We start from the raw sequence: 26,321 nt of genomic DNA on the forward strand, positions 1-26,321 counted from the left end.
ATCCGGTCCTTTTCGCTTAGTTCCGGCGCCGCCTTGGCCGCGCCGCCGCTGCCGGCGCCGACCGCCGGGAAGGCCTCGCCCGCCGTGCGCTGCAGATTGGCGTGCACCTCGGCCGCCGTCGCCGCTCGGCCGTTGCGATAGAAGATCGAACGGTTGGCCGAGGCCGCTTCGGCGAACAGGGCGACCGCGCTGGTCTGCGGCCGCGACTGCACCGCCTCCAGCAGCTTGGCCGCGCCCGCCGGGCCCAGGAAGTGCGCGGCGTACAGGTCGCCCGCCCCCGGCTCGCGTCCCGTGCGTCCGCGCAGATAGGCCGCGTTCGAGGCCGTCAGCTCCCCCGCCATGGTCGAGGCGGCCTGAGGATCGAAGCGCAGGTCCAGCACGACGTTGCGAGCCGAGCCGCGCACCTGCCAGCGCCCGTCGCCGCCCTGATAGATCAGGTCGGCGTACTGGCCGTAGCCGTGCTTGGCGCCGTGCCGTTTCACCGTGCCCAGCCAGGTCTGCTCGATGAACTGGAACAGGCCCGAGGCTGAAGACGTCGGCGCCCGCGCATTGGGATTCATCGCGCTTTCACGGCGCGCGGTCTTCATCAGGAAATCGAAGTCCACGCCCGTCGAAGTCGAGGCGCGCCGAATGGCCGCCTCCACGCCGCCGGATGATGGAATCGCTTTCACGGTCATGTGTGAACGGTCGCTAACCTCGGTAAACGAAACCTTAACGCAACACCGCCGCCGTTAACAATTCCAAGCGCCACAATAAGGCCGCAAGCGAAGCGCGAACTTCGTTCCGTGGGTGCTGGGGAGGGCCTGCGACAGGAGGCGCGTAAGTCATGATGATGCGTATCGCCGGGGGCCACGGCGTGGTCAGCCCCCTCGACTTCCAGCAACGCAAGAAGCCCCTGCCCCGATGGGTGTGGGCGATGATCACCGCCTCGGCTCTGGTGCATGTCGGCGCCGGCGTCTGGCTGTATCAGCAACGCTTCGAACTGGCCGACGCCCCTGCGTCCTTGGAAGACCTGCCCACGACGATCGTGGAGCTGACGCCCAGGGTCAAACCGCCTGAGCCGAAGACGGCCTCGCCCGCGCCGACGCCGCCGATCCACCGGCCGACGCAGATCATGCCCAGCGACGTCGCCCCGCTGGAGGTTCCGGTCGCCCCCGTGGTCAGCCATGACGCCGGGCCGGTCATCAACCTGACCGAACCTGCGACCGAGCCTGCGGCCGGAACGACGATCACGCCCGAACCGCCCAAGCCGGTTCCCGTCATCACCCAACCCGACTGGGTGCGGAAGCCGACGGCGGATCAACTGATGCGCGCCTATCCCTCGGCGGCCGAAGCGCGTGGGATCGGCGGGATGGCCGAACTGTCCTGCCTGGTGCGGGTGGACGGCAGCCTGACCGGCTGTTCCGTCACCTCGGAAACACCCGGCAATCAGGGCTTCGGGCGGGCGGCGGTGAGCCTGAGCCGTTACTTCCGCCTCAGCCCGCGCACGGTGGACGGACAGGCCGTCGACGGCGCGCGCGTCACCATGGCGATCCGCTTCGACCTGCCTAAGGACTAAACGAACCGCGAGGGATGGAGGGGCGGCTCGGCGACGGGCCGGCCCTCTGTCGCGTCGGCCACAACCGCGCCGACCAGCGGCCCCAGCAGCCAGCCGTTGCGGCGCGGCCCCAGCGCGACATGAAGACCCAGCGCGACCTGTCCGGCCATCGGCAGGCCGTCCGGCGTCGTGCCGCGCACCCCCGCGCGCCAGTCGATCGTCAAGGGACGCGGCGTCTGGCCCAGCACCTTCCATGCGTCTGCCAGCATAGCCTCGCAGCGTGCGGCGTCGGGCGTCACCGAGCGCTCGCCCGGCTCCATCGTCGCCCCGATCACGCTGCCCTCGCCCATCGGCGCGACATAGGCGCCCGGCCCGCGCACGACGTGATCGACCAGCCTCTCCTTCACCAGACCGATCTGGCCGCGAATGGGCGTGATGCAGGCGACGGCCGCGCGCGCTTCGAGCGGCAGGCCCTCCAGCGCCGAGTCGGCGCCCGTGGCCAGGATCAGATGATCAGCGCGCGCGGCGCCCGTCGTCGTCTCAACCCGCCAGCCCGGCCCGTCCGGCGCCATGCGCAACGCTCGCGCCGCGATCACCGTCAGCCCCTGCGCCAGCGCCGCCAGCGCCTGAAGCGGATCGACCTTCGCATCCTCATGCGTCGTCAGGCGGGCTGAGTCAGCGTCATACTGATGCTGGAAGCCCAGCGTCTTCATCCGCGCCGCCAGATCGACGACATCGCCGCCGCGCCATTCCGCCAGCTCGCCATACAGGCGCACGCCCGTCGCCTCTGCGAAGGCGGGCCACAGGTCGCGCGCGCGGCGCAACACTCCGGCCGTCTCCAGCGACAGGTCGTCGATGGCGCATTCCATGGCGGGCGCAATCATGCCCGCCGCCACGGCCGAGGCGTTGACGCCGCCCGGATCGACCACCGCCACGCGGCGTCCGCGCCGCCTCAGCTCCGCCGCCGCGCACAGGCCCAAAGCGCCCGCGCCGATGACCACGGCGTCGAAGGAGGGTTCAGGAGAATTGAAAAGGGGCACGGAAAGTCCTTCGACCTCCCGCGCCCCGATTTCAACCGTTGAGGACGGTCTTTTATTCAGCCGCCAGCTTGGCCGCGCGCGCCTCTTCCAGACGCTTGGTCAGGGCGGCGTGCTGGCCCCACAGGGCCTTGGGCAGGCGATCGCCGAACTTCTCGTAGAAGGCGGGGATCAGGGCGGCTTCCTCGGTCCAGACGTCGGCGTCGACGTCCAGCAGGATCTTCAGATCGGCGTCCGTCAGCGTCAGACCCGACAGGTCCAGCGCGGCCTTGGACGGCACGCGGCCGACCGGGGTGTCCACGGCCTCGGCCTGGCCTTCCAGGCGCTCGACGATCCACTTCAGCACGCGGGCGTTGTCGCCAAAGCCCGGCCAGACGAACTTGCCGTCCTCGTTCTTGCGGAACCAGTTGACGAAGAACAGGCGCGGCAGCTTCGACGCATCGGCCTTCTCGCCCATCTTCAGCCAGTGGCCGAAGTAGTCGCCCATGTTGTAGCCGCAGAAGGGCAGCATGGCGAAGGGGTCGCGGCGCAGCTCGCCGACCTTGTTCTCGGCCGCCGCAGTGCCTTCGGAGGCCACGGTCGAGCCCATGAAGACGCCGTGCTCCCAGTCATAGGCTTCCGTCACCAGCGGCACGGCCGAGGCGCGGCGGCCGCCGAACAGGATGGCGTCGATCGGCACGCCCGCGGGGTCTTCCCACTCAGGTGCGATGGACGGGCACTGACCGGCCCAGACGGCGAAGCGCGAGTTCGGGTGCGCCGCAGGCTCGCCCGAAGCCGGATCGTGCGGCTGGCCCTTCCAGTTGGTCAGGCCTTCCGGCGCTTCCTTCGACAGGCCTTCCCACCAGACGTCGCCGTCAGCGGTCAGCGCCACGTTGGTGAAGATGGTGTCGCGCGTCAGGGTCTCGAGCGCGTTCTTGTTGGTGTTGCGGCTGGTGCCCGGCGCCACGCCGAAGAAGCCCGCTTCCGGGTTCACGGCGTACAGACGGCCGTCGTCGCCGAAGCGCATCCAGGCGATGTCGTCGCCGACCGTCTCGGCCTTCCAGCCGTCCAGCGCCGGTTGCAGCATGGCCAGGTTGGTCTTGCCGCAGGCCGACGGGAAGGCCGCCGCGACGTATTTCGACACGCCCTCGGGGCTGGTCAGCTTGAGGATCAGCATGTGCTCGGCCAGCCACCCCTCGTCGCGGGCCATGATCGAGGCGATGCGCAGGGCGTAGCACTTCTTGCCCAGCAGGGCGTTGCCGCCGTAGCCCGAGCCGTAGGACCAGATTTCCCGCGTTTCGGGGAAGTGGACAATCCACTTGTCGTCGTTGCAGGGCCAGGCCACGTCGGCCTGACCGTCGGCCAGCGGCGCGCCCAGGGTGTGGACGGCGGGGACGAAGACGCCGTCAGCGCCCAGCATGTCCAGCGCGCCCTTGCCCATGCGGGTCATGACGCCCATCGACACGGCGACATAGCCGCTGTCGGTGATCTCGACGCCCAGGGCGGAGATCTTGGAGCCCAGCGGGCCCATGCAGAACGGCACCACATACATGGTGCGGCCCTTCATGCAGCCGTCGAACAGGCCGTCCAGACGGGCGCGCATTTCAACCGGGTCGGACCAGTTGTTGGTCGGGCCGGCGTCGGCGGCGTCTTCGGAACAGATGAAGGTGCGGCTCTCGACGCGGGCCACGTCCTTGGGGTCCGAGGCGGCGTAATAGCAGCCGGGGCGCTTGGCCTGATCCAGCTCCTTCAGCGTGCCCTTGCCGATCAGATCGGCGACGATGGCGGACTTCTCGGCGGCCGAGCCGTCGCACCAGTGAACACGGTCAGGCTTGGTCAGGGCGGCGATCTGCTCCACCCAGGCGACGAGGGCCTTGTGTTCGGTCGGCGCCGGATGGAGTCCGGGAATCGATTGCGTCACGTCTTGCTCTCCTGAAGCTGCGCGCAGCGATCTGTCGTCGCCGTCACGCAATAAGCTGATCACGCTGTGTAACGGGGGCCAATGAACCCCAAGGGACGTAAGGTCAACCACTGCACGTTTCATTCCCCCGTTATCCGGCTCGCCCCATCCGCACGCACATTTAAATCGTCAGAGCGCGTCCCAAGGGGTATCTCCTTCGGCGTGAAGACGATGGATTCTGTAAAGTCGACGCCGGACGGCTTCCCGAGCGCCCTGATCTCGCCTGCGGCTGAACGCAACAGCGCGGCCATACTGGAGGTGCTGCGCGCCCATCTGCCCGCTCAGGGCCGGGTGCTGGAGATCGCCGCCGGATCGGGCCAGCACGCCGTCGCCTTCGCAACCGCCCTGCCCGGCCTGGACTGGACGCCCAGCGATCCCAGCGCGGAGGCGCGGGCCAGCATTGAGGCATGCCGGGCGAAAACGGGCGCGGCGAATCTGCGGCCCGCACAGGCGGTCGACATGCTGGATGACGCCAGTTGGCCGTCAGAGCCGCTGGACGCCATCGTCTGTATCAACATGGTCCACATCAGCCCGTGGTCGGCGGCCGAAGGCCTGATGCGGCTGGCGGAACGGTTGCTGACGCGCCCCGGCGGCCTGCTGTATCTGTACGGCCCCTATCGCGAGGCCGAGGTTGCGCTGGCCCCGTCCAACGCCGCCTTCGACGACAGCCTGAAAGCGCGCGATCCCGCATGGGGCCTGCGCGACCGGGGCGAGGTCGAAGCGCTCGCCCGGTCGCATGGCCTGGCCCTGACGCTGCGGCGGACCATGCCCGCCAACAACCTGAGCCTGATCTTCCGCCGGGTTTAGATGGCGGCGACCACAGCCGTCAGTTCGGCGCGGTCGTTCAACAGGGCGGCCTTGCCGTCGCGGAAGGCAGCGCCCGGCGCATCAGCCGGTTGGCCAAAGATTTCAGCCGCCACAGCCACGCCGTCGGCGAAGGCCAGAACCGGCAGGCCCTGCGCCTTGGCCAGGTTCACCAGCGCCTTGACCTGCACCAGGCCGGCTTCGTCCGACACGCCGCCCGGAACCACCACGCCCTGAACACGGCCGCCGCTGATGTCGTCAGCCGTCGCCGTCGCCAGAACCGTCAGCCCGCCGGACATCAGGCTGCCCTCGCCCGTCGAGATCGGGGCCAGGGAAACGCCTTCAAAGCGCAGGGCGGTTTCCATGTCGCCCAGTTCGCCGAAATCCATGCCCTTGCGCATGATCAGACCGAAGCGCAGGCGGGTCGGCGTGGGGCGATTGCCGTATTGGCGAGAACGGGGGGCGGTCGCAGACTTGCTTTGAGCGTACAAAACGTCTCCTTCGAAGGTTATCGATCAATATCCGTAGACGATTTAAAGTTATCGTCACGCCCTGCACGCCGAAATCAGATCAGACACGGCAAACGTCGCAATCCGAATCGATCGGAAGCGGACGCATCAAAATCATCAGGGTGACTGCTGATATAGGCTTATGATGCTCAAGGTCAACTTGACGACGAAAACGTGACCTGATCCGCCACCGCAGAAAATCTGAGCGCGGGCGCGCAAGCGACGACCTTGCCTGAGAGCGCGCGCCCGCCCTACACAGCCGATCGCATCGCAGAGAGTCAGTCCGGCCATGGCCTTCACCCGTACCTACGACGGCGACGAACCCGTCCGCATCAACAAGTGGCTAGGCCAGACCGGCGTCTGTTCGCGCCGCGAGGCCGAGGGCCTGATCGCCGAGGGACTGGTCAGCATCGACGGCGAGGTGGTGCGCGACGCGGGCCGCAAGATCGAGCCGGGCCAGACCCTGACCCTGAACGACACGGGCGAGGCGGCGCTGGCGGCGGGCGTCGCCATCCTGCTGCACAAGCCGGTCGGATACGTCTCGGGCCAGCCCGAGCCGGGCAAGGTTCCGGCCGTGCGTCTGCTGACCACAGCCAACAAGATCGGCGAGGGCGAGACGCCCGCCCGCGACGCCTCCCTGCCCCCGGTCGGGCGGCTGGACGAGGATTCGCGCGGCCTGCTGATGCTGTCGTCAGACGGCGTGGTGGCCAAGGCGGTGATCGGCCCTCAATCGGACCTGGACAAGGAATACCTGGTCCGCGTCGCCGGCGCTGTGACCGAGGCCAAGCTGACCAAACTGCGCCACGGCCTGGAGCTGGACGGCCGCCAGTTGAAGCCCGCCCGCGTCACCCAGATGGAGCCGCAACGCCTGCGTTTCATCCTGCGCGAAGGCCGCAACCGCCAGATCCGCCGCATGTGCGAGTTGGTCGGGTTGGAGGTCGTCGACCTCTATCGCATCCGCATCGGCCCAGTGAAGCTGGGCGACCTGCCGGAAGGCCGCTGGCGGATGCTGACGTCGGTCGAGCGCACGGCGCTGATCAAGGGCTGAGCCGCCTCAGCGCAACGCCTCAAACCAGCGTTGCAACAAGGTCGCTTCGGCGCGGTGAGCGCTGGTGCGGGCAGCCGCCTCCTCGTCCACGCCCCACAGCTCTTCGGTGAAGGCCTCGTCCAGACGCGACAGGTCCAGCGCCGCCTCGCCCGCCAGCGCCCCGCGCTGCACCGCCAGCCCCAGCACCGCCGATCCGAACAGGGGCACGGCCGTCGCCAGTCCGGTCAGGGCGAAATCGTCCAACGCCAGCGCCAGCGCCTCGACACGCGCCAGAGCCTCCGGCGCCTGCGGCCGATGGATGATCCCCTCGACCGTATGCAGTTCGACGCCCAGTTCGCGGGCGGCCCAGTCGCGCCACGGCCCCCATTCCGCCTGCTGGCGCTCGATCAGGCCCGACGGCGTCTCGGCCAGATAGCAGAGCACGTCGGACCCGGCGTAGCGGGCGATCTCTTCGGCCACAGGTCCGCGCGTCTGGCTGACCCGGTCGATGGCGGTCGAGGCCAGACGGGTGGCGGGCATGATCGCGGGCGTCAGATGCTCGCCCTGGGCGTTCCACTCGTCGGCCACGAGGCGAGCCGCCGCCTCGGTCGGCAGGACGATGGCGTTTCCGGCCGGCGTCTTGGGCGCGCGGCCGTCCAGCAGGACGACCCAGCCGCCGTCGCGGGCCTCGACCTCGGCGGCCTTCCAGAAACGCTTGATGCGCTCTTCGGACTCGCGAAAGCCCTTCTGGGCGGCGACGTTGGGATCAAGCGGGGGAATGTGGGACATGCTGAACTTCTAGACGAAAAGCTTGGTCGAGGCGAAACGATCGAGCGCCGCCTCAAGGTCAGGAAAATCGTCGGCGATGTGCAGCGCGCCTGCGGCCGCCTGCTCCTCCACCGTATGGAAGCCCCAGCCGACGCCCAGCGGATGCACGCCCGCCGCCACGGCCATGGCGATGTCGTGGCTGGTGTCGCCGATCATGACGGTCGAGGCGATGTCGGCCTCGCAGGCGGCCATCGCGGCGCGCAGCATGGCCGGGTCCGGCTTGCCCGGCCCGTCCTCGGCGCAGTGGCTGGACAGGAACAGATCGCTCCATTCGGGCCGCGCCAAGTTGCGGGCCACGCCGCGCCGGTTCTGGCCGGTCGCCAGCGACAGCCGCCAGCCGTCGCGCTTCAACCGCCGCAAGGTCTCCATGACGCCGGGATAGAGCGGCTCTTCATGACCCGCCTCATACATGGCGCGGAAACTGGCCTGAAAGGCGGCGACGAAATCCGCCAGTTCGGCGTCGGTCAGCGACGGCTCCAGCACGTGCAGGGCGTGATGCAGGCTCAGGCCTACGATCTGACGCACACGATCATATTCAGGCTCGGGCAAGCCCAGAGCCTGCGCCGCCTCGCAGGCCGCGCGATGGATCGAGGCCCGGCTATCGACCAGGGTGCCGTCGATGTCGAAAACGGCGAGCGGAGCGTCGGAAGCGATCATATCAGGCTGGTACGATGTCAAAGGCGACGGACAGGCGCGGCTGGTCGCCGCTGAAAGGCACGGTGCCGTGCCACAGGCAGGACGGGAACAGCACCAGCTTGCCCGGCTCCGGCTTCTCGTACCGCAGCGGCTCCAGCGACGGCGAGGTCGGGAACGGCGGCTGGGCCAGGGCCAGCCAGCCTTCGCGCCCGCCCGCCTCGACCACCGGCGGCACATCGATGTAGCAGGCCGAGGAATACCAGCCCTTGGGATGAATATGGTGTTCGTGGAAACCGCCCGGCGCCAACCGCACCGACCAGCAGCCCTTCAGCCGATAGTTTCCAGAGTTTCGGGCGCGAACAGGATCCTCGCCCTGCCCCAACCGCGCCAGATGACGGCGGATCGGCCCGTCGATGGCGGTAAAGAAGGCGCGGATGACCGGATCGTCGACCAGAGTCAGGTCCACCGGCGTCTGCGTTCCGTGCCGCAGGCTCTGGCCCAGCGGGTGGTTCTGATAGGCGTGTTGCGCCAGCAGGGCCGTCTTGAGGTCGGCCAGGTAGGCCGCCAGGTCGCTCCAGCCGGGCGGCGTATCAATGCTCAGAGCGCCGACCAGCCCCTCCAGATCATCCAGCCCCAGGGGATCCGCCTGCCCCTTCAGGCGGCTGGCCGTGGCGTGCAGAGCCAGAACCTTCTGATCCGGGGTGGGCGCAGCCAATAATTGGCGCAGGATCTCCAGCGCCCCATCGGGATCGCCAGAGGCGAGCATGGCCTCGGCCAGATTGGTCCAAGGCTCGAGCGTGTTCGGCGCCGCCTGCGTCGCCGCGCGCGCGTGATCCACGGCCAGCGCCGGATCGAACTTCAACGCCAGTTGGCCTGCCGCCATCTCGACCATCGCGGCCCGCACGCCGCCGTCGCGCGCGCGACGGGTCAACTCGCCCCAGGCTTCGCGCGGATCGGCGCCGCCATACATCAGGACCACCGCCAGACAGGTCAGCAGTTCGGCGCCGCCAGGCGCAGCCTTCAGCGCATCCAGCACCGGCGCCGCCGCAGCCTCACGACCTCCGCCGCGCATCCAGATCAGTTGCGCCAGCTCCCGCACGGCGTCGCCATAGACGGGCCTACGCTTCAAGGCCTGGCGATAGGCGTCGTCCGCCTCGTCATGACGCGCGCAGGCAGACAGGGCGCGGGCCAGCACCAACCAGGTCTCAGGCGCATCACCGCCGTTGGCGAAGGCCCGCCGCGCCGCCTCGACGGCCTCGAGGTTGCGGCCGGTGTCGCCCAGAGAACTGGCCAGATTATGCTGCGCGACGACGCTGCCGGGCGTGGCGGCCGCCTGGGCGCGGCGGATGACCAGGGCCTCCTCCTTGCGGTCCAGCGCCTTCAGCAGATCGACCTGAAACGACTGAACCCCCGCCCGCTCGCCCGGCGACGCCTGCTCCAGAACAGCCAGAGCCCCGACCAGATCTCCCTGAGCCGCCAGCGCCTGGGCGCGCTGAAGCCGCATCTGGACCGCCGCGCCTGTGTTCATCGCATCCGTCGCACGCCCTCGAAGGGGTCTTCGTCAGCCTCATCCTCGGAGAAGCCGAAATGGTTGAAACCGGCCTTCATCTCGGGGCTGAGCGGAGCCTCGACGATCAGCTTGCCGCCGCCGGGGTGGTCCAGTTCGATGCGGCGGGCGTGAAGCTGCAGCTTCAGCGGGCCGGACAGTTCGCGCGATTTGTCGTCGCCGTATTTGGGATCGCCCAGGATCGGATGGCCGATAGCGGCCATGTGGGCGCGCAGCTGGTGCGTCCGGCCGGTGAAGGGGCGCAGCGCCATCCACGCCGCGCGGTGGGCGGCGCGGCTGACGGTGGCGAAGGCGGTTTCTGCCGGCTCGCCCTTGGGGTCCTTGGGCTCGGCCGGGCGCATCATCTCGAAGTCGTTGATGCCGGTCTTCTTCAGCGCCATGTCGATCTGACCGGCCGAAGGCTTGGGGTTGCCGATGACGATGGCCCAATAGGTCTTCTTGGCCTGACGCCGGGCGAAGGCGCCGGCCAGACGCTTGGCCGCCTCCGGCCCCTTGCCTAGCAGCAGCACGCCCGAGGTGTCGCGGTCCAGACGGTGAACCAGACGCGGCCGGTTCATCCCCTCGCCCCAGGCCGACAGCAGGCGGTCGACGTGCTTTGTCGTCTTGGTCCCGCCCTGCACAGCCAAGCCGTGCGGCTTGTTCAGGGCGATGACCATGTGGTCTTCGTACAGCACCAGCGACTTGGCGTAGGCGATGTCGCGCTCGGTCAATTCGTGCAGGTCGCCGGGCTTGCGCGGATTGGCCTCGGGCAGCGGCGGCACGCGCACGGCGGCGCCCGCGGTCAGGCGGTCCTGCGGCTTAACGCGTGAGCCGTCGACGCGGATCTGGCCGCTGCGAGCCATCTTCTCGACCTGGATGTGGGTCAGGTGCGGCCAGCGGCGCTTGAACCAGCGATCCAAGCGGATGTCGTCTTCATCCTCGGCGACATAGAGGGTCTGGACTTCGCGGCTCATGCGCCCACTCCGGTAAACAGTTTGCGCGCGATCATCAGGCCGACGAACAGAGCGGCGATGGCGAGAACCACCGAACCCGCCGCATAAACGAAAGCCGAGACGATTTCACGGCGTTCGATCATCAGGGCCGCTTCCAGTGAAAAGGCCGAAAAGGTCGTGAAGCCGCCCAGCACGCCGACAGCGGCGAACAGGCGGATGCTCTCCTGCCCCGCGCCCGCCCTCAACGCCAGCCAGCCGACCAGCATGCCCATCAGAAGGCCGCCCGCGACATTGGCGGTCAGGGTCGCCCACGGCCAGGCCGCGCCCGGCGCCAGGCGGCCCACGGCCAGCCCCAGCCCATAGCGCGCCATCGCCCCCAGGCCGCCGCCGATCGCAACCAGCAAGAAACGTGTCATGCTGGCGGCATATACTGTTCCGACCTCATTTGCGAAGGCCGCCATGCACGACCTTGTCCTCGCCATCCTGCATCACCTGCTGTTCCTGGGCCTGATCGTCATGCTGGCGTCGGAACTGGCGCTGCTGCGCACGGCGCAACCGCCGGTGAAGCGACTGGCCGGACTGGACGCGGGCTATGGGGTCACGGCCCTGCTGATCATTCTGGTCGGGGTCGGACGGGTGATGGGCGGCAAGGGCTGGGCCTTCTATGAAGCCAACCCCTTCTTCTGGGCCAAGATCGCGACTTTCGCCCTGATCGGCCTGATCTCGATCCGGCCGACGCTGACGATCCTGAAGTGGCGCAAGGCGGCGCGGGCCGCGCCCGGCTATGTCCCGCCGCAGGCCGAGCTGATTGCGGCGCGACGCGCGGTCGGGCTGGAGATTCTGCTGCTGGTTCCGCTGCTGGCCTTCGCGGCGGCGATGGCGCGCTGGCCGTTCTAGGCCTTACAGGCGCGGGCGGATGGCGTCCTGAACCCCGCGCGCGTCATAGGCCTCAGGGCGATCCGGGCGCTGGCCGCGCCCCATGACGATCTCCAGGGTGGTCGAGGTCGGCTGCGGCCCGCTGAGATCGAAGCCCAGGCCGACGCCGACGCCCGATGACGACCAGCCGCCGTAACGGCCCGTGCCCGCGCCGATGGAGACGCTGGGCCGCACGCCGCCCGCGCTGTCGGGGCGGCCGTCGATCCAGCGCTGCGTCACCTCGAACCAGTCATAGCCCTGCTCGGTCGTCAGTTGAGCCGCACGGAACAGAGCCATGTCCGCCACCGGACCGGGCGCGCCGACGCCGTTGTAGCTGACGCGGAAACGGTCACGCTCGATCTGCTGTTCGGAGTAGCCCTGCCCGTTCGGCCCCATCTGACGACCGTAGGGCGCCAGGCTGGCGCAGGCCGAGAGCGCCAGGGCCGAGGCGGCGATCGTGACGATGGCGAGGCGTTTCATGCGCGTGTCTCCCACGCCCGAACAGCGCACGGGCGAGCCGGATTGTTCCGCGGTGAAGCTGAACAGGGGATGAAGCCCCTACAGCCCCGCCGCCGCGCGCAGGGCCGCGAAATCTTCTGGTTCCGGCGCCTCGACCGTTACACGGCCGCCGTCGGGGTGAGGAAAGCTGAGTTTCGCCGCGTGCAGCATCAAGCGCGGCGCCGCGCGCCCGGCGAAGGTCAGGGCGCCGCCATAGCGGACATCGCCGACCAGCGGGCGACCGATGGAGGCCATATGAACCCGAAGCTGGTGCATCCGCCCCGTCTCGGGCGACAGCTCGACCACCGCCCCGTCTTCACTAGAAGCCAGGGTGCGATAGCCGCTGGCGGCGCCTTGCGCGCCCGGCGCATCGAAATCCACAACGCGCATATAGCTTTCACGGCCGATCTCTTCGCGCCGCAGGGCCGAGGTGATCCGACCGGACTTGGGCTCCGGCGCGGCCGCGACCAGCGCCAGATAGGTCTTCTGGAACTTGCGCATCTGCATCGCCTTGCCGAAGAAACCGGCGGCGGGCTTGGTCTTAGCGGCCAGGATGACGCCCGAGGTGTCGCGGTCGAGCCGATGCACCAGTTCCGGGCGCTTGCCGTTCGAGCGGGCGAAGGCCCACAGCAGGTCGTCCAGGGTGTTGGCCTGGATGCGGCCGCCCTGGCTGGACAGGCCCGACGGCTTGTTGAAGGCGATCAGATGCGCGTCTTCATGCACCACCCAGGAACGGACGGCGGCGATTTCATCTTCGGTCAGGGATACGGGCTGGCGGGTTTTCACCCGCCGAGCCTTTAGCCGAGCGCGCCCCGCTTCGCCATGCCCATCAGGCCTTGGCGATCAGCGGATCAGGCCCTTGCGGCGCGCCCAGTGGGCATAGGCGATCTGGATGACGAAAATCAGGGTGACGACCAGGGTGAACGCCACGCCGCCCGCACCGATGACTTCACGCCCGTTGCTGAACGCCAGCACATAGACGGCGTGCGCCAACATGGCGATCAGACCCGCAACGAAGGCGTTGAACGCCAACTTCCGACGAAGCAGCAGCATCAGCGCGCCCAGCAGGCCGCACCACACCGCCACGCCGAAAGCCACATCGGTCCACATCGGCGCGCCGCGCAGATAGGCCACCTGCTCCATCGTCAGCGCGCTCCAGTAGGCGGCGGCTCCCGTCACCTTCTGATACCACTGCCAGACGCCGACGCCGTTCCAGACCACCGAGGCTGCGGCGATGGCCCACAGATGCCACGGCGCCGCCGGACGCTTCGAAATATCGACCATCATTCTTCCCCCCAGAGCCTTGAGAACCGAAAACTACGCCGAAATAGACCGATGCAACAAGGGCTTCCGCCTGCCCCTCAGGCGATCACGCCGCGTCGGCCCATCCAGGCGCAATAGGCGGTCTGGGCGACCAGGACGGCGATGATGACCAAGCCGAACGCCACGCCGACGGGCCCCATGATCTCGCGCCCATTGCTCATGAAGTGGATGTAGGTCGTGTCCGCCAGCATGGCGATCAGGGCGATGGCGAACAGCATCGTCGCCTGGCGTCGCCGGAACAGCAGCAGCACCGCCGCCAGCAGCCCGCCCCAGAAGGCGACCCCGACCGCAACATCGGTCCATAACGGCACGGCGCGAAGGTAGGCGGCTTCGGCCGGGGTCATCCCGGCCCAATAGGCTGGATCACCCGTCACCTGCAGCATCCATTGCCAGACGAAAAGCGCATTCCACAGGAAGGACAGCACGCCGACCAGCCACACATGCCAGGGCGTCGATATACGCCGCAGAACACCGACCATAGCCGCCTCCGCAGTTGGAAGGTTCAGCCTACCCTTCTAGGACGCGCGCCACAATGAACGTCGTTCACTGGCTTTCTCTTCGCTCCGTCATCCTCGGGCTTAACCCGAGATCGAGTTCGGGCCGCGCTAGCCCCATTAACGTCGCGCAGGCGGACGACTGGATCCTCGGGTCAAGCCCGAGGATGACGGCTAGAGGGTGAGGATGATGGCTAGAAGGCAGTGTGCGAGCGGTAGGCGCTACGCCTTATCCGCCTGCATCCGCGCCCGCATCGCCGCCCAGCGTTCCAGGCGCGCCTTGACCTTCTGCTCATGGCCTTCGCCCTTGGGCCTGTAGAAGGTGCGGCGCTCCATCTCGTCGGGGAAGAAGTCGGCGCCGGAGAAGCCCTCGGGCGTGTCGGGATCGTATTGATAGCCCTTGCCGTAGCCCAACGACTTCATCAGCTTGGTAGGGGCGTTGCGGATATGGGCCGGCGGCATCAGGGAGCCGGTCTCGTGCGCCGCCTTCTTCGCCGCCTTGAAGGCTTCGTAGATCCCAACCGATTTGGGCGCTGTGGCCAGATGGACCACGGCCTGCGCCAGCGCCAGCTCCCCCTCAGGCGAGCCGAGGAAGTCGTAGGTGTCCTTGGCCGCATTGGCGACCAGGATGGACAGGGGGTCGGCCTGACCGATGTCCTCGACCGCCATGCGCACGATGCGGCGCGCCAGATACAGCGGGTCTTCGCCCCCGTTCAGCATCCGCGCCAGCCAGTAGAGCGCCGCGTCCGGGTCCGACCCGCGCACCGACTTATGCAGGGCCGAGATGAGGTTGTAGTGCTCCTCGCGCGACTTGTCGTAGGCGGGCGCTCGCTTCTGCAGCACGCCTGCCAGGGCCTGCACATCCAGCGGTTCGACATCCTGCAGGTCGAACAGCACCTCGGACATGGTCAGCAGATAGCGACCGTCGCCGTCCGCCAGGGCCAGCATGGCCTGGCGCGCCTCAGGCGTCAGCGGCAGGCGCATGTCCATCAGCGCCTCGGCGCGGTCCAGCAGCAGATCCAGCGAGGCGTCGTCCAGCCGTTTCAGCACATAGACCTGCGATCGCGACAGCAGGGCGCCGTTCAGCTCGAAACTGGGGTTCTCCGTGGTCGCGCCGACCAGGGTGACGATCCCCTCCTCCACGAAGGGCAGGAAACCGTCCTGCTGGGCGCGGTTGAAGCGGTGAATCTCGTCGACGAACAGCAGGGTCTGCTGCCCCGCCGCCCGGCGCATCCGCGCGGCCTCGAACGCCTTCTTCAGGTCGGCGACGCCCGAGAAGACGGCGCTGATCGACTGGTATTCATAGCCCGCCGCCTTGGCCAGCAGGCGGGCGATCGTCGTCTTGCCCGTGCCCGGCGGCCCCCACAGAATCATGGAGCCCAGACGCCCGGCCTCGATCATCCGGCGGATCGGCCCGCCCTCGCCCAACAGATGATCCTGGCCCACCACCTGATCCAGCGCCTGCGGGCGCAGACGGTCGGCCAGGGGCGCGTCGGGAGGATGAATGCCGGAGGCTTCGAACAAATCAGTCATGGAACGCTCTAGATAGGCGTTCGTTCGGGCGACTGCACCCGCTACAACGCCTCGTTGAGGAGGAATCGCATGACTGAAGCCAAGCCTGACCAGGGACCGCGCGGCGGGGTGACGCCCCACCTGACCATTCCCTCGCGCGGGGCCGCCGCAGCGATCGAATTCTACGCCCGCGCCTTCGGGGCCGAGGAAGTCATGCGGATGCCGGCTGAGGACGGCGAGCGCCTGTTGCACGCCCATCTGCGCATCAACGGCGGCAGCGTCATGTTGGCCGACGAATTCCCCGAATGGACCGGCGAGGCCGACATCAAGCCCGTCGGCGTCAGCCTGCATCTTCAGGTCGACGACGCCGACGAATGGTGGGGCCGCGCCCTGGTCAACGGCGCCATTCCGGTCATGCCGCTGGAGAACCAGTTCTGGGGCGACCGCTACGGCCAGCTCCGCGACCCGTTCGGTCACCTGTGGAGCATCGGCGGACCGCAGAAGGGCTGACCGCCCCTCTGCGGCGGGCGCCGCGCCTTAGGGCAGGCGCCCCGTCAACCGACGTCCGTTGCGGACGATGGTCAGCTCCGAGCCCCGCTGTGCGCGGCCCAGGGCGGCGACCGTGGTGACAGCGCGGCCGTCAATCTGCACCACCAGATCATTGGGACGCAGGCCGATACGGGCCGGGATGCTGTTGCGTTGCAGGCCTGTAACCACCACGCCGCTGGTGAAGGGATCCCCGCCCAGTCGGTCGGCCAGCGCCGGGTTCAGCGCCACGCCTTGAAGCCCGGCCAGGGCGCCCTGCCCCACGACCGAGCCTTGCCCTGGATCAGCGTCACCCGGCAGGGTCGAGACGCGCGCGTTCAGCGTCTGCGTCCGGCCGTCGCGCAGGACGGTCACGGCCACGGTGTCGTTCGGCGAGCGCGTGCCGACGCGGAAGTTCAGACCGCCCTGATCGTTGACCTCAGCGCCGTCGATGGCGGTGATGACGTCGCCCTGCTCGATACCCGCGCGGGCGGCGGGGCCTCCGGCGTAGACGTCGGTGACCATCAGACCCTGCGGTCGATCCAGCCCCAGGCTGCGGGCCATGTCGGAGCTGACCGTGTCGCCCTTGACGCCCAGCCAGGCGCGTTCGACCGACTTGGCGCCGCCGACGGCGGAATCCACCACCCGCTTCACCATGGTGGCCGGCACGGCGAAGCCCACGCCCGTCGAAGAGCCGGTGCGCGAGAAGATGGCCGTATTGATGCCGATCAGGTCGCCGTCCATGTCGACCAGGGCGCCGCCCGAATTGCCCGGATTGATGGGCGCGTCGGTCTGGATGAAGGAGCCGGAATCGCTGATGCCCGTCTCGGTCCGGTTCAGGGCCGAGATGATGCCGTTGGTCACGGTCTGGCCGACGCCGAACGGGTTGCCGATGGCCAGGACCAGGTCGCCGACCTGCTGCTGCTCCTGATCGTCGATGCGCAGGACCGGCAGGTCGCCGTCCAGGTTTTCGAGTTGCAGCACGGCGATGTCGGATCGTTCGTCCGCCAGCAGCACCTTGGCCGGATATTCGCGCCGGTCATTCAGGGTGACGCGGATTTCCTGCATGTTCTGGATGACGTGGTTGTTGGTCACGACGATCCCATCCGGGCGCACGATGACGCCCGAACCGATGGAGCCGGTCACGCGCGACTGCGGCCCGCCGCCGAACAGTTCGAAGAAGGGATCGCGCACGCGCTGGACGCCGCGCGCGGAAATATTCACCACAGCGGGCGCGGCCTCACGCACCACGGGGGCGAAGCTGGTCTTCAGCGATCCGGCGTCGCGCGGGGCGACGCGGGGCTGTTCGGCGAAGACGCCTTCCTGCGCCTTGGAGGGCTGCGGCTGACCGCAGGCGGACAGGATCAGGGCGGCGGCGATGGCCAGTCTGGAAGTCTTCATCTCGTCCCGGTTCTACAAGCTTGGGCGTTGCATCCATTCCGCCTCGGCTTTTCGACAGGATCAAGGCCGTCTTTCAGTCCGGGGCGCGGCGGCGATCAAACGGACGTGACCTCGTCCCGTTCCGCCCGTCGCGCGGTCAAGAAGCCGATCAAGGCGCCCAGCGCCAACACGACGGAGGCCAGATAGAAGGCCAGCCCCGGCTCGGACAGCAGGGCGTCGGCCGCAGCGGACACCGCGGGCAGCCCGCGATCCGACAACCAGGCCGCCGCCCGCCCGCCGCCCTCGCCCACGGACACTGAATAGATCCAGCCGAAGAACAGGGGCGAGGCCACGCCGGCGATGGAGGCGACGCTCATGTTCGCGCCCTGCAGCTGGCCCTGCTCGCTCTCGCCGACGCGGCGGGTCATCAGGGACTGAAGCGTCGGCATAGCGAGGCCCCACAGGGCGTTGGGGAACATGGCCACGATGAAGGCGACGCCCGTCGGCGCCCAGCCCATCAGGGCGATGCCGACCGCCCCGCCGCACAGGCCGAAAATCATGGTCGCCCGGTCGCCGAACCGCTTGGACGCCGGTCCGACCAGAACGCCCTGAACGATCATGTCCAGCACCCCGACCATGGCCAGCAAGGCCCCGACCTGCCACGGCCCCCAGCCGTAGCGGAGCCCGGCGTAAAGGACGAAGACCGCCGAAAACACGTGGTGGGCGAAGTAAAGCAGGAAGTTCACGACCGCGAGGCCCGCCAGCTCGGCGTGACGCTTCAGCAGGATCATGGCCCCGACCGGGTTGGCGCGGCGCCAGCTGAAGGGCATCCGCTTCTCCAGCGGCAGGCTCTCCGGCAGGATGAACAGGCCGTACAGGAAGGCCACGCCCGACAGGGCGCCCGCCACCCAGAAGGGCACGCGCGGCCCGAACTCGCCCAGGAAGCCGCCCAGAACCGGCCCCAGCACGAATCCGCCCGAGAAGGCGGCGCCGATCAGGCCGTAAGCGCGGGCGCGCTTCTCGGGCTCGGTGATGTCGGCCATATAGGCGTAGATGGTTGTGAAGCTGGACGAGGTGACGCCCGCCACCAGCCGCCCGACCGCCAGCCACCACAGGTTCGGCGCCAGCGCCATCAGCACATAGTCCGCCGCCAGCCCGGCGCAGCTCAGCAGGATGACCGGGCGGCGCCCATACTGGTCCGACAGCGAGCCGATCACCGGCGAGGCCAGGAACTGCATCCCCGCCCACAGGGCCACGAACACCCCGTTCAGCAGGCCCGCGCGCGCGTTCGACCCGACGAACTCCTCGATCAGATGGGGCAGGACCGGAATGACGATCCCCATGGCCACGATGTCCAGCACCGCAGTCACGAGGATGAAGGCGATCGCCGCGCGGCGGACCTTGGGCTGATGCAGGGACATGAAGGCTCGCGAAGGTGGAGCGTCGTTTTAGAGGGCAACCTACTATTCGTCACCCTCGGGCTTGTCCCGAGGGCCCATGCCGCAGCAAGCTCGACCTCAATGTCGAACGAACGCCCTTTCATCGCCGCCTACATGATGGCCAACCGGCCCCAGGGGACATTGTATGTCGGCGTAACCAGCAATCTCGTTCAGCGCGTTCAGCAGCACAGGGACGGGACATTTCCCGGCTTCACCAGAGAGCACGGGCTGAAGCGGCTGGTCTGGTATGAGGCCTTTGAGGCGATCACGGACGCGATCCGCCGTGAAAAGGCGCTGAAGCGCTATCTTCGCGACTGGAAGCTCAACCTGATTGAGTGCGAAAACCCGCACTGGGAAGATTTGGCTGCTGCATGGTTCGCGTCGCCGGTATGGCGGCACGCCCCCTGATCAACGTGCGTCCCCCAGCATGGGCCCTCGGGACAAGCCCGAGGGTGACGTGTCTTGGTAGCCTGCTCAGCGCTGCGTCACCGCCAGCGTGTCCTCCGGCCGGCCATCCCCACGCGGCGCGGTCACGCCCAGAAGGCGAGCCAGGAAAGGCTGCACGTCGACGCTGTCCAGGTTCTGCAGCCGCCGTCCGGCGATGACGCCGGGGCCGTGGGCGATGAAGATCGCCTGCATCTCAGGCGCGGCGTTGTCATAGCCGTGGGCGCCGCCCGGCTTCGTCACCGGTCGCGCACGGGTCGCCAGCAGCCAGCCCGGCTCGGAGGCGCAGACAATGGCCGAGACGCGCGGGTTGGAGCCCAGAACCAGGCGCGCAGGAATCTCGCCCTTGCGCCAGCAGTCCAGGTGCGGGCGCGAGCCTAGCAGAGCCTGCTCCACCTCGGCCTCGCGACCGGCGACAGGGTTCAGGAAGGTGACGGGGCCGCCGTAGACGATCTGCACCGCCTCCGGATCGATGATGTCGTCCAGCACAGTCACGCGCTCGGGCGAGGTCGCCGCCATGCCGTGATCCGACACCACGACCAGGACGGTGTTTTCATACAGGCCCCGCGCCTTCAGCCCCTCGACCAGGCGGCCGATGGAGGCGTCGACGGAAGCCATGGCCTCCAGCGTCTGCGGCGCATCCGGCCCGTGGTGGTGGCCCATGGTGTCCACGATATCGAAATAGAGGGTGGTCAGCGCCGGGCGCTGGGCGGCGGGCAGGTCCAGCCAGGTCAGCACCTGATCCACGCGTGCGTCGCCCGGCATCGACTGGTCGAAGGGCGTCCAGTAGCTGGGCCGCACGCCGCGAATGTCGGCCTCGGACCCCGGCCAGAACATGGTGGCCGTCTTCACGCCCTGCCGCTCGGCCGAGACCCAGATCGGCTCGCCCTGGTCCCACCAGCGGCGATCGGTGACCGCCTGCTTGTTGCCTAGGGAGAAGCGGCCCAGTTCGGCGTCGACCATGTTGTTGCCCACGATGCCGTGGTGATCGGGGTGCAGGCCCGTGACCAGGGTGTAGTGGTTGGGGAAGGTCACGCTGGGGAAGGACGGCTTCATCGGCCCCGACGCGCCCTCGGCCGCCAGTTGCGCCAGCACCGGCGTCGCCCCGCGTTCCAGATAGTCCGCGCGGAAACCGTCGATGGAGATCAGGATGACGTTCGGCGCCTGAACCGTCTCGACCGACGGCGCGGGCGGCGTAGTGGCGCAGGCGGCGACGGCCAGCGTCAGGACGGCGACGCGCGCCAGCCCGAACAGACGATCAAACATGAGAGGCTCCCGACATAGGCTTTCGAGAATGTTGCCTAAGCTTAATCCACGACAGACAGAAGACGGCTTGCCGGTTTTTCGCTGACGGGCCACGCTGCGATTCATGACCAGCGTTATCGAAACGAACGGCCTGACCAAGACCTATGGCGCGGTGCGCGCCCTGGACGGCCTCAGTCTCAGCATACCGCGCGGCGGGGTCTATGGCGTGCTGGGGCCGAACGGCGCGGGCAAGTCGACCCTGTTCCGCATCCTGCTGGGCCTGATCCGGCCCACGGCGGGCGAGGTGCGGGTGATGGGCCAGCACACCGGCGATCCAGCCGTCACCCGACGCATGGGCTCCATGATCGAGACGCCGCGCTATCCGCCCTATCTGACCGCGCGTCAGGCGTTGCGCTGGCTGGCGCTGGCGCATGGGATGGGGGCAGAGGCCGAAACGGACCGATGGCTGGCGCGCGTCGGCCTGAGCGAAGCGGCGGATCGCAAGGTGCGCGGCTTCTCGGTCGGCATGATGCAAAGGCTGGGCGTCGCCGCCGCCCTGATGACCCGCCCTGATCTGGTCATCCTGGATGAACCGACCAGCGGCATGGACCCGCCCGGCATCCAGGAGATGCGCGCCCTGATCCGCAGTCTGGCCGACGACGACGGCGTGACCATCATCCTGGCCAGCCACCAGCTTCTGGAGGTCCAGCGCGTCTGCGACCGCGTGGCTATCCTGAACCGGGGCAAGCTGGCGGCCGAGGGCAAGGTCAGCGACCTGACCGCCTCGGGCGAGCGCCTGCGTCTGTCGGCCACGCCCCTGGCCAAGGTCATGGCCGTGCTGGGCGAACGCGGCAACGTTCAGGACGACGCCGTCATGGCCGCCGTGCCGCGCGCCGAGGCCCCTGCCCTGCTGCGCGCCCTGATCGAACAGGGCGTCGATATCGACGAGGCCCGTTGGGTCGGCGCCGATCTGGAAAGCGTCTTCATGACCGAAACCTCTTCGCCTGCAGGAGGCCTAGCATGATGCTGGCCGACGCCATCCGCTCCGAAACCTGGCGCCTGTTGCAGAACCGTACGGCCGTGTTCTGGAGCATCGTCTTCGTGCCCGTGATCTCGCTCGTGCTGGCGATCGGGGGCTTTCTGTTCCTCCAGTCCAAGATGGACGGAGCGATGCAAACCCTGCCGCCTGAGCTGAAGCTGAACGCCAGCGCCGTCGACCTGGGCCAGTCATTGGTCGATGCGGCGGGCGGCTTGGCCCATCCCGGCGTGCTGGCCTTCCTGCTGATCGGCGCCGCCACCGTGTTCGCGGGCGACTATCGCTGGGAGACCTGGCGGTTGATCACGGCCCGCAACAACCGACCGAACCTGATCATGGGCAAGGTCGGAGCCGTCAAGCTGATGGCCTTGACCGGGCTAGCCCTTCTGTTGATCGCCAGCATGGGGGCCGATGTCGCCAAGGGCCTGATCTTCGGACGCAGCTTCACCTTCGGATTCGGCGGCGACGAGGCGCAGGCGTTCGGCCTGCTGGCGCTGCTGTCCTATGTGCGGGTGGTGCAGTTCCTGTTGCTCGGCCTGCTAGCGGCGACGGTGACGCGGTCCCTGCTGGCGGCGCTGTTCGTGCCCCTGGTCATCGGCGTCGGCCAGTTCTTCCTGGCCAAGTTGAGCCCCCTGTTCGGCTGGCAGATGGGCGATTGGGCGACCATGCTGCTGTTGCCCGGCGAGGGCTATGAACTGCTGAAGGTTCTAGTCCAGGGCGGGATGGAGGCTGCGCTGATCCCGGCAGGCGCCGTCTGGCGCGCGGTCACGGGGCTGGCGCTTTGGAGCTTCGCGCCCTTCTTCCTGGCCCTGTGGTGGTTCCAGCGGCAGGATCTGTCGAAGGAATAGGGCCAGATCAGCCCAGAGTCTTCTCCATGAAGACATCAGCGCGAACATAGGGCGTCTCGCGCGGCGGCAGGCGCACAAAGCCGAAGCTGTCATAGAGGGCCAGCGCCGGGCCCAGCGTCGAGCTGGTCTCCAGATAGAGACGCGGCGCGTTCGTCTCGCGCGCCGCCGCCTCGCACGCTTCCAGAAGGCGCCGCGACAGACCCTGCCCGCGCGCGACAGGCGCAATCGTCATCTTGGCGACCTCGAAGCCCCCGTCTTCCATCGCCATCAGGGCGCAGCACCCGACCGCCTCGCCCGCCCGCTCGATGAAGAAGATGCGGCCCCCCAGCGCCAGGATCTGCCCCTGCGGATCGTCCAGCACCTTGCGGTCCTTAGCCTCGACGGCGAAGCCGCCCTCGGCCAGCCAGGCCTCGTTCAGCGCGCGCCAGGCCTCGGCATAGGCAGGCGAAAACTCGACGATGCGGAACGCTGGCTCACTCATGCGCCGTTGTATGGCGCCGCTGCCGAACGTCGCGCAAGACAAAGGGCGGCTGGATCGCTCCAGCCGCCCTTCAATCTCGTTCAGACCGAAAGGTCCGATCAGGCCTCGTCGTCGCCCTCGATGGCGAAGACCGGACCGGAGTCCTGGCCCTTGGCGGCCACGTCGCGATCGACGAACTCGATCACGGCCATCGCGGCGTTGTCGCCGTGACGGAAGCCCGCCTTCATGATGCGGATGTAGCCGCCGTTACGCTCGGCGTAACGAGGGGCCAGCGTGTCGAACAGCTTGCCGACTTGCGGCACGTCGCGAACGGCGCTGATGGCCTGACGACGAGCGTGCAGGTCGCCCTTCTTGGCGAGGGTGACCAGCTTCTCGACGAAGGGACGCAGTTCCTTCGCCTTCGGCAGGGTGGTCGTGATCTGCTCGTGCTTGATCAGCGAGGCGGCCATGTTGGCGAACATGGCCTGGCGGTGGCTGACCGTACGGCCGAGCTTACGATAGGCGGCGCCGTGGCGCATCGGGGTCTCTCCTACTCAACCCTGGTTTCCCGTCCCTACTTGGCGGACGAGACCTGGGGCCTCTCATTCTAACCGCCCCAACCGATCCAACGGACCTGGGCGGAGGGTTGATGATCAGATCTGGTCGTCGAACTTCTTGGCCAGATCTTCGATGTTTTCCGGCGGCCAGTTCGGCACGTCCATGCCGAGGCTCAGGCCCATGGACGCCAGAACTTCCTTGATTTCGTTCAGCGACTTGCGGCCGAAGTTCGGGGTGCGAAGCATTTCGCCCTCGGTCTTCTGGATCAGGTCGCCGATGTAGACGATGTTGTCGTTCTTCAGGCAGTTCGCCGAACGGACCGACAGCTCCAGCTCGTCCACCTTCTTCAGCAGCGACGGGTTGAAGGGCAGTTCGGGCTTGCCGTCCGACTGCTCGACAGCCTTGGTCGGCTCATCGAAGGTGATGAAGATCTGCAGCTGGTCTTGCAGGATGCGCGCAGCGTAAGCCACAGCGTCAACCGGCGAGACGGCACCGTTGGTTTCAACTTCCAGGATCAGCTTGTCATAGTCCAGCGACTGGCCCTGACGGGTCGGCTCGACGCGATAGGCGACGCGCTTCACCGGCGAATACAGGGCGTCGACGGCGATCAGGCCGATCGGGGCGTCTTCCGGGCGGTTCAGTTCGGCGGCGACGTAGCCCTTGCCGTTCTGCACCGTCAGTTCCATGCGGACCGAAGCGCCGTCATCCAGGGTGCAGATCACGTGATCCGGGTTCAGCACCTCGATGTCGGCCGGCAGGTCGATCTGAGCCGCGGTCACCGGGCCGGGGCCCGTGGCGCGCAGCGTCATCCGCTTCGGACCTTCTGCGTGCATGCGCAGGGCCAGTTGCTTGATGTTCAGAACGATGTCGACAACGTCCTCGCGAACGCCTTCCAGCGACGAGAACTCGTGCACAACGCCGTCGATCTGAATGGCCGTGACCGCCGCGCCTTGAAGCGAAGACAGCAGAACGCGACGAAGCGCGTTGCCGAGCGTCACACCGAAACCGCGCTCGAGAGGCTCGGCGATCAGACGCGCCTTGTGCTGCGGGTCAGACCCGCCCTCGACTTGCGGTTTCTCGGGACGGATCAGCTCTTGCCAGTTTCTTTCGATCATAAAGTCCCTCGAACGGGTTTCGACGGCTCCGTGTTCTCACGTTCAGAACAACAGGAGCCGCCGGGAGAAGGGTTAGGCGGCGTGAACCTTAGACGCGACGGCGCTTCGGCGGACGGCAGCCGTTGTGCGGCATCGGCGTCACGTCACGAATGGTCGTGATCGTCATGCCGACGGCCTGCAGGGCGCGCAGGGCCGACTCACGGCCCGAACCCGGACCCGAGACGTTCACTTCCAGCGTCTTGACGCCGTGCTCGGCGGCCTTCTTGCCAGCGTCTTCCGCAGCCATCTGAGCGGCGTACGGCGTCGACTTGCGCGAGCCCTTGAAGCCCATGTGGCCGGCCGACGACCAGGAAATCGCGTTCCCTTGAGCGTCGGTGATGGTCACCATGGTGTTGTTGAACGAAGCGTTCACGTGGGCCACGCCCGAGGTGATGTTCTTGCGTTCGCGGCGCTTAACGCGACCCGGTTCCTTAGCCATCGGTCAGGCCTCTCTCTTACTTCTTCTTGCCGGCGATCGGCTTGGCCGGACCCTTGCGGGTGCGAGCGTTGGTGTGGGTGCGCTGGCCGCGGACCGGCAGGCCCTTACGGTGACGCAGGCCGCGGTAGCAGGCCAGGTCCATCAGGCGCTTGATGTTCATCGACGTCTCGCGGCGCAGGTCGCCTTCGACGGTGAAGTCGCGGTCGATGGTCTCGCGGATCTGCAGGATCTCCGCGTCGGTCAGCTGGTTCACGCGGCGAGCCGGCTCGATGCCGATCTTAGCCGTGATCTCCTTGGCGTTGTGCGCGCCAATGCCGTGAATGTACTGAAGCGCGATTTCAACGCGCTTGTTCGTCGGAATGTTGACGCCTGCGATACGGGCCACGAAATTCTCCAAGTACGCGTTAATTCAGACGCAGAAACCGCTCCGGTCAACAGACCTGGAACGTGTACGCCCTTCGCGGAAGGCCGCCCTTATACAGGGGATTCCCAATGCGTCAACGGGCAAGCGCCGTGAGCAGGCTGGCTCAGGGCCATTCGACCCCCACCCGGACCTCTCGACCATCAAGCGGCGCTCCGTTCTGCGTTGCAGGACGAAAGCGGAAATAACGCGAGGCCGCAAGGGCCGCCTGACCGAATCCCATCCCCGGCGGCGATTCGTCGACCAGGCGGCAATCGCTCAGAGTGGTGTCGAGACGCACCCGGCAGGCCAGGGTCGCCTGACCGCCTCGCCGCTGGCGGAAGGCGTCGCGCGGATGCAGCGTCCGCAGCTCCCCCACCGTGGGGCCGCGAATGATACGCGGCGGGCCGTCGCCCACGCCAGGACCGACGCCCGATCCGCTGCCGCCCCCGCTGCCGGTCCCCTGCCCGCCCTGCCCCTGACCAGGCGTCGGGCCAGGTTCGGGCGCAATGCCGATCACCAGCGGTTGCTCCGGGGCCGGACGCGGCGGAGCAATGACTTCCGGCTTTGGCGGTTCAGGACGGGGACGCGCGGGGCGCACGACGGATGGCGCGGCCGGGGCGCCGCCGCCCTGGGACGCCGCGGGCTCTGGGGGAGGCGGAGGCGGTGCGACCGGCCGGGGTCGGTCCAGATCGACAATGATGAGGGGCTGTGGTGGCACGAAGGTCTGCTCGGGCCGACCGACGCCCAAAAGCACAAAGGCGGTGAGGTTCTGAACGGACAACATCTCCGCCGCGCCGCCGCGCCATGGCTTCACTCGTTACGGACGGTCGGG

At 68.0% G+C, this 26,321-nt stretch carries 31 protein-coding genes; 8 read left to right on the top strand and 23 right to left on the bottom strand.

Translation table 11 applies throughout. The features are described from left to right. A partial coding sequence (locus tag B2Y21_RS14640) for a transglycosylase SLT domain-containing protein (RefSeq protein ID WP_292060549.1) occupies positions 1-677 on the bottom strand: 677 nt, incomplete at its 3' end. A gap of 149 nt (positions 678-826) precedes the next feature. Between B2Y21_RS14640 and B2Y21_RS14645 the strand changes: the two genes are divergently transcribed. Continuing rightward, positions 827-1,558 (top strand): energy transducer TonB family protein, encoded by a 732-nt coding sequence (locus tag B2Y21_RS14645; protein WP_292060550.1) that lies wholly within the window; start codon positions 827-829, stop codon positions 1,556-1,558. On the opposite strand, the gene B2Y21_RS14650 is transcribed toward B2Y21_RS14645, so the two are convergent. Together B2Y21_RS14650 and B2Y21_RS14655 are read right to left on the bottom strand one after the other, a co-directional pair. Then, positions 1,555-2,577: an NAD(P)/FAD-dependent oxidoreductase gene (locus tag B2Y21_RS14650; protein WP_292060551.1), complete on the bottom strand. Its 1,023-nt coding sequence runs from the start codon at positions 2,575-2,577 to the stop codon at positions 1,555-1,557. The genes B2Y21_RS14645 and B2Y21_RS14650 overlap by 4 nt on opposite strands. Positions 2,578-2,629: 52 nt before the next feature. Beyond that, positions 2,630-4,474: a phosphoenolpyruvate carboxykinase (GTP) gene (locus B2Y21_RS14655; RefSeq protein ID WP_292060552.1), complete on the bottom strand. Its 1,845-nt coding sequence runs from the start codon at positions 4,472-4,474 to the stop codon at positions 2,630-2,632. A gap of 210 nt (positions 4,475-4,684) precedes the next feature. Between B2Y21_RS14655 and B2Y21_RS14660 the strand changes: the two genes are divergently transcribed. Beyond that, positions 4,685-5,320, top strand: a complete 636-nt coding sequence (locus B2Y21_RS14660; protein ID WP_292060553.1) for a DUF938 domain-containing protein — start codon at positions 4,685-4,687, stop codon at positions 5,318-5,320. On the opposite strand, the gene B2Y21_RS14665 is transcribed toward B2Y21_RS14660, so the two are convergent. Further along, a complete protein-coding gene (locus tag B2Y21_RS14665; RefSeq protein WP_292060555.1) occupies positions 5,317-5,808 on the bottom strand; it encodes a hypothetical protein in 492 nt (163 codons plus the stop codon). The genes B2Y21_RS14660 and B2Y21_RS14665 overlap by 4 nt on opposite strands. Before the next feature lie 307 nt (positions 5,809-6,115). Here B2Y21_RS14665 and B2Y21_RS14670 point away from each other — a divergent pair, with 307 nt between their 5' ends. After that, positions 6,116-6,874 carry a pseudouridine synthase gene (locus B2Y21_RS14670; protein ID WP_292060556.1) on the top strand — a complete coding sequence of 253 codons (759 nt, stop codon included), beginning with the start codon at positions 6,116-6,118 and terminating at the stop codon, positions 6,872-6,874. Between the two features lie 6 nt (positions 6,875-6,880). On the opposite strand, the gene B2Y21_RS14675 is transcribed toward B2Y21_RS14670, so the two are convergent. The 5 genes from B2Y21_RS14675 to crcB are packed head-to-tail and all read right to left on the bottom strand — an operon-like array spanning position 6,881 to position 11,232. After that, positions 6,881-7,642 (bottom strand): ATP12 family chaperone protein, encoded by a 762-nt coding sequence (locus tag B2Y21_RS14675; RefSeq protein WP_292060557.1) that lies wholly within the window; start codon positions 7,640-7,642, stop codon positions 6,881-6,883. 9 nt (positions 7,643-7,651) lie between these two features. Continuing rightward, on the bottom strand, positions 7,652-8,338 hold the full coding sequence (locus tag B2Y21_RS14680) for an HAD-IA family hydrolase (RefSeq protein ID WP_292060558.1): 687 nt from the start codon (positions 8,336-8,338) through the stop codon (positions 7,652-7,654). A 1-nt stretch (position 8,339) separates the two neighbouring features. Continuing rightward, complete coding sequence (locus B2Y21_RS14685; protein ID WP_292060560.1) at positions 8,340-9,845, bottom strand: putative 2OG-Fe(II) oxygenase; 1,506 nt, start codon at positions 9,843-9,845, stop codon at positions 8,340-8,342. Then, the gene (locus B2Y21_RS14690; protein ID WP_292060561.1) at positions 9,842-10,837 is read right to left on the bottom strand and encodes an RluA family pseudouridine synthase; all 996 of its coding nucleotides are present in this window, start codon (positions 10,835-10,837) and stop codon (positions 9,842-9,844) included. The genes B2Y21_RS14685 and B2Y21_RS14690 overlap by 4 nt, the downstream gene beginning before the upstream one ends. Next, complete coding sequence (gene crcB, locus B2Y21_RS14695; RefSeq protein ID WP_292060562.1) at positions 10,834-11,232, bottom strand: fluoride efflux transporter CrcB; 399 nt, start codon at positions 11,230-11,232, stop codon at positions 10,834-10,836. Before crcB ends, B2Y21_RS14690 begins: the two co-directional genes overlap by 4 nt. A 43-nt stretch (positions 11,233-11,275) precedes the next feature. On the opposite strand from crcB, the gene B2Y21_RS14700 reads away from it, so the two are divergent. Beyond that, a complete protein-coding gene (locus tag B2Y21_RS14700; RefSeq protein ID WP_292060563.1) occupies positions 11,276-11,713 on the top strand; it encodes a DUF2214 family protein in 438 nt (145 codons plus the stop codon). A 3-nt stretch (positions 11,714-11,716) separates the two neighbouring features. Here the strand turns inward: B2Y21_RS14700 and B2Y21_RS14705 are convergent, their stop codons facing one another. The 5 genes from B2Y21_RS14705 to B2Y21_RS14725 all read right to left on the bottom strand — a co-directional run bounded on the left by B2Y21_RS14705 (position 11,717) and on the right by B2Y21_RS14725 (position 15,579). Continuing rightward, a complete protein-coding gene (locus B2Y21_RS14705; protein ID WP_292060565.1) occupies positions 11,717-12,211 on the bottom strand; it encodes a CC0125/CC1285 family lipoprotein in 495 nt (164 codons plus the stop codon). Positions 12,212-12,289: 78 nt separating this feature from the next. Then, complete coding sequence (locus B2Y21_RS14710) at positions 12,290-13,015, bottom strand: RluA family pseudouridine synthase (RefSeq protein ID WP_003164404.1); 726 nt, start codon at positions 13,013-13,015, stop codon at positions 12,290-12,292. A gap of 57 nt (positions 13,016-13,072) precedes the next feature. Next, positions 13,073-13,516, bottom strand: a complete 444-nt coding sequence (locus B2Y21_RS14715) for a hypothetical protein (RefSeq protein ID WP_292060566.1) — start codon at positions 13,514-13,516, stop codon at positions 13,073-13,075. 74 nt (positions 13,517-13,590) lie between these two features. After that, positions 13,591-14,031 (bottom strand): hypothetical protein, encoded by a 441-nt coding sequence (locus tag B2Y21_RS14720; RefSeq protein ID WP_292060567.1) that lies wholly within the window; start codon positions 14,029-14,031, stop codon positions 13,591-13,593. Positions 14,032-14,268: 237 nt separating this feature from the next. Beyond that, positions 14,269-15,579, bottom strand: a complete 1,311-nt coding sequence (locus B2Y21_RS14725) for a replication-associated recombination protein A (protein WP_292060568.1) — start codon at positions 15,577-15,579, stop codon at positions 14,269-14,271. A gap of 69 nt (positions 15,580-15,648) precedes the next feature. Between B2Y21_RS14725 and B2Y21_RS14730 the strand changes: the two genes are divergently transcribed. After that, complete coding sequence (locus B2Y21_RS14730) at positions 15,649-16,068, top strand: VOC family protein (RefSeq protein ID WP_003164400.1); 420 nt, start codon at positions 15,649-15,651, stop codon at positions 16,066-16,068. A 27-nt stretch (positions 16,069-16,095) separates the two neighbouring features. On the opposite strand, the gene B2Y21_RS14735 is transcribed toward B2Y21_RS14730, so the two are convergent. Both B2Y21_RS14735 and B2Y21_RS14740 read right to left on the bottom strand, forming a co-directional pair. Then, the gene (locus B2Y21_RS14735; RefSeq protein WP_125901583.1) at positions 16,096-17,484 is read right to left on the bottom strand and encodes a Do family serine endopeptidase; all 1,389 of its coding nucleotides are present in this window, start codon (positions 17,482-17,484) and stop codon (positions 16,096-16,098) included. 95 nt (positions 17,485-17,579) lie between these two features. After that, positions 17,580-18,884, bottom strand: coding sequence for a TCR/Tet family MFS transporter (locus B2Y21_RS14740; protein ID WP_292060570.1), 1,305 nt, complete (start codon positions 18,882-18,884; stop codon positions 17,580-17,582). Positions 18,885-18,983: 99 nt separating this feature from the next. Here B2Y21_RS14740 and B2Y21_RS14745 point away from each other — a divergent pair, with 99 nt between their 5' ends. Beyond that, positions 18,984-19,310: a GIY-YIG nuclease family protein gene (locus tag B2Y21_RS14745; RefSeq protein ID WP_292060571.1), complete on the top strand. Its 327-nt coding sequence runs from the start codon at positions 18,984-18,986 to the stop codon at positions 19,308-19,310. Between the two features lie 66 nt (positions 19,311-19,376). On the opposite strand, the gene B2Y21_RS14750 is transcribed toward B2Y21_RS14745, so the two are convergent. Beyond that, positions 19,377-20,612: an ectonucleotide pyrophosphatase/phosphodiesterase gene (locus B2Y21_RS14750; RefSeq protein WP_292060573.1), complete on the bottom strand. Its 1,236-nt coding sequence runs from the start codon at positions 20,610-20,612 to the stop codon at positions 19,377-19,379. 103 nt (positions 20,613-20,715) lie between these two features. Between B2Y21_RS14750 and B2Y21_RS14755 the strand changes: the two genes are divergently transcribed. Both B2Y21_RS14755 and B2Y21_RS14760 read left to right on the top strand, forming a co-directional pair. Next, positions 20,716-21,615, top strand: a complete 900-nt coding sequence (locus B2Y21_RS14755) for an ABC transporter ATP-binding protein (protein WP_292060575.1) — start codon at positions 20,716-20,718, stop codon at positions 21,613-21,615. Then, positions 21,612-22,475: a hypothetical protein gene (locus B2Y21_RS14760; protein WP_292060576.1), complete on the top strand. Its 864-nt coding sequence runs from the start codon at positions 21,612-21,614 to the stop codon at positions 22,473-22,475. Before B2Y21_RS14755 ends, B2Y21_RS14760 begins: the two co-directional genes overlap by 4 nt. A 7-nt stretch (positions 22,476-22,482) precedes the next feature. On the opposite strand, the gene B2Y21_RS14765 is transcribed toward B2Y21_RS14760, so the two are convergent. The 6 genes from B2Y21_RS14765 to B2Y21_RS14790 all read right to left on the bottom strand — a co-directional run bounded on the left by B2Y21_RS14765 (position 22,483) and on the right by B2Y21_RS14790 (position 26,006). After that, complete coding sequence (locus tag B2Y21_RS14765; protein WP_292060577.1) at positions 22,483-22,956, bottom strand: GNAT family N-acetyltransferase; 474 nt, start codon at positions 22,954-22,956, stop codon at positions 22,483-22,485. 98 nt (positions 22,957-23,054) lie between these two features. Further along, complete coding sequence (gene rplQ / locus B2Y21_RS14770; RefSeq protein WP_003164392.1) at positions 23,055-23,474, bottom strand: 50S ribosomal protein L17; 420 nt, start codon at positions 23,472-23,474, stop codon at positions 23,055-23,057. A 114-nt stretch (positions 23,475-23,588) separates the two neighbouring features. Continuing rightward, positions 23,589-24,608 carry a DNA-directed RNA polymerase subunit alpha gene (locus tag B2Y21_RS14775; RefSeq protein ID WP_003164391.1) on the bottom strand — a complete coding sequence of 340 codons (1,020 nt, stop codon included), beginning with the start codon at positions 24,606-24,608 and terminating at the stop codon, positions 23,589-23,591. Positions 24,609-24,696: 88 nt separating this feature from the next. Beyond that, complete coding sequence (gene rpsK, locus B2Y21_RS14780) at positions 24,697-25,086, bottom strand: 30S ribosomal protein S11 (RefSeq protein ID WP_003164390.1); 390 nt, start codon at positions 25,084-25,086, stop codon at positions 24,697-24,699. Positions 25,087-25,102: 16 nt separating this feature from the next. Continuing rightward, a complete protein-coding gene (gene rpsM / locus B2Y21_RS14785) occupies positions 25,103-25,471 on the bottom strand; it encodes a 30S ribosomal protein S13 (protein ID WP_025978145.1) in 369 nt (122 codons plus the stop codon). A 142-nt stretch (positions 25,472-25,613) separates the two neighbouring features. Continuing rightward, positions 25,614-26,006 carry an energy transducer TonB gene (locus B2Y21_RS14790; protein ID WP_292060581.1) on the bottom strand — a complete coding sequence of 131 codons (393 nt, stop codon included), beginning with the start codon at positions 26,004-26,006 and terminating at the stop codon, positions 25,614-25,616. Positions 26,007-26,321: the final 315 nt, after the last annotated feature.

This window comes from Brevundimonas sp. UBA5936 (genome assembly GCA_002430835.1).
Taxonomy (GTDB): domain Bacteria; phylum Pseudomonadota; class Alphaproteobacteria; order Caulobacterales; family Caulobacteraceae; genus Brevundimonas.